Origin of the sequence: Flavobacterium sp. FPG59 (assembly GCF_002150205.1) — a bacterium.
Classification (GTDB): domain Bacteria; phylum Bacteroidota; class Bacteroidia; order Flavobacteriales; family Flavobacteriaceae; genus Flavobacterium.
This window is the reverse complement of the sequence record NZ_MTCA01000351.1, coordinates 1-1,720: the sequence shown is the minus strand read 5'-3', so window position 1 is coordinate 1,720 and position 1,720 is coordinate 1. Positions and strand designations below refer to the sequence as shown.

Sequence of the window (1,720 nt, the reverse complement as noted above, 5' to 3'; positions counted from 1 at the left end):
CAATGTCAAGTAGTACATTTATGATTATTGGTTTATGTCATGCATTTTTAATTTATTCTATTAATTATTGGTATTTTAGAAAAGATAAAATATACCTTGATATTGAAAAAAGGTTTATCAACGAAAGTGAAAATAAGAAAATGTTAGGTAATATTTTTGTTTTTATTTTTGTTCTCGGTTCAATTATTTTCTTTTTGCTTACTGGTTTTTTAGTTAATAAATATTTTGGTGGGTTCAGGTAGTACAGCGCAATAGCCGGTTTCTATGTTCGTAGCAGATAGTAAATCATAAATTTCTAAATTATTTTCTGCTATTAATTTCAGACCCTCTCACTGCTAGTACAAACAGATACTCGTCATAAACGACCACCAGAAAGATTGTTTAATGCAAGATAATAAAGTATGAATAAATTAAAACAGATTGACGAATTGTTAAAAAAAAGTTACCCCCTTCATGAAGCAGGGATATATAATTGGGCTTTTTTGAAGAAGGACGCACTGGAAGTTTTGAATCGATTTGAAGAATTAAATGTCTTTATTTTGGGTGGAGATGTTTACGTATTGTCATATGATTTTTTTCAACCTAATTATGATAATTGGTATTGCAATAAATTTTCAAATGAAACTGATATTGAATTTACAAAAAGAAGTGTAAAAATAGCAAAGGAGTTCATTATGAATTATAATATTGCATATACTGAAGCTAGCCAAATATTTTTTGCTTTCGTACTAGATGAATTTAAAAATGATTAAACTAGTAATGATAAAAAAAGGAGATGTTTTTGTTGTTAAAATTGATGATAAATCAAAGCGTTATTTTCAATATATAACAAATGACTTGAAACAACTGAATAGTGATGTAATTAGATGTTTTAAAAAAATATACGCTATAGAAGAAAACCCAAATCTAGACGAAATAGTAAAAGATGAAATATTTTTTTACGCCCACTGTGTAACAAAATGGGGGGTTAAGTTAGGGTATTGGGAAAAAGTAGGGACTATAGACAATGTAGGGACTTTTGATCATATTTTGTTTCGAGACACGAATGATTACGGAACAATAAAAGGAGAAGAACCTATAAAAGTTTCACATAATTGGTATGTATGGAGAATAGGAGAACTAAAATCAACCTATCTTGGTAAACTTGAAGGAGAAAATAGAAATGCTGAAATAGGATTGGTTATAAATCCTGAAAGTATAGTTTATAGAATAAAAAACGGAAAATACGACTTCCCATTTTACCCAAATTTTGAATAGACATTACTTTAATAGAGCCGCGTTGCAAACGCTTTATTTTCATTAATTAAGTAATTAGGTGCTCGTTGTAAACGAGCACCAGAGGGGACTTCATTAAAATAATATGAACAGAGAATTATATATTAAAACAATTAAAAAGGAATGTGCTTTTCTTGAAGCAGAAGGATATACATTTCATCAAGTTGACACAAATTTTTTTTATACCAAAAACACACAGGATGAAGGTTTTAGAATTCGTTTTAGTTGGTTGGAGTATGGTGATACATTTGTTACACATGGCTTAACTGCAGAAAAGCGATTTAATATTATTGAACAAGAGATCCAGAAAATATTAGGTGGTAATTTGGTAAATTATTACACCATTCACAAAAGTCCTTTAATGGATAATGACTATATTCCTAAAGGATTAGAATTTCAAATGAGTGGTGAAAATTTTCGTTTTGAAACGAATACTATTAAAGAC

General features: G+C 28.7%; 3 protein-coding genes and 1 pseudogene. All 4 read left to right on the top strand.

The features are described from left to right. Positions 1-242: pseudogene (locus FPG59_RS16910) on the top strand (hypothetical protein); the annotation flags it as partial. A gap of 159 nt (positions 243-401) precedes the next feature. After that, on the top strand, positions 402-752 hold the full coding sequence (imm40, locus tag FPG59_RS15880; protein ID WP_086455506.1) for an Imm40 family immunity protein: 351 nt from the start codon (positions 402-404) through the stop codon (positions 750-752). Then, positions 745-1,257, top strand: a complete 513-nt coding sequence (locus FPG59_RS15875; protein ID WP_086455508.1) for an Imm26 family immunity protein — start codon at positions 745-747, stop codon at positions 1,255-1,257. The genes imm40 and FPG59_RS15875 overlap by 8 nt, the downstream gene beginning before the upstream one ends. Before the next feature lie 103 nt (positions 1,258-1,360). Further along, positions 1,361-1,720: hypothetical protein (locus tag FPG59_RS15870; RefSeq protein WP_140344718.1), on the top strand; the 360-nt coding region annotated here is incomplete at its 3' end.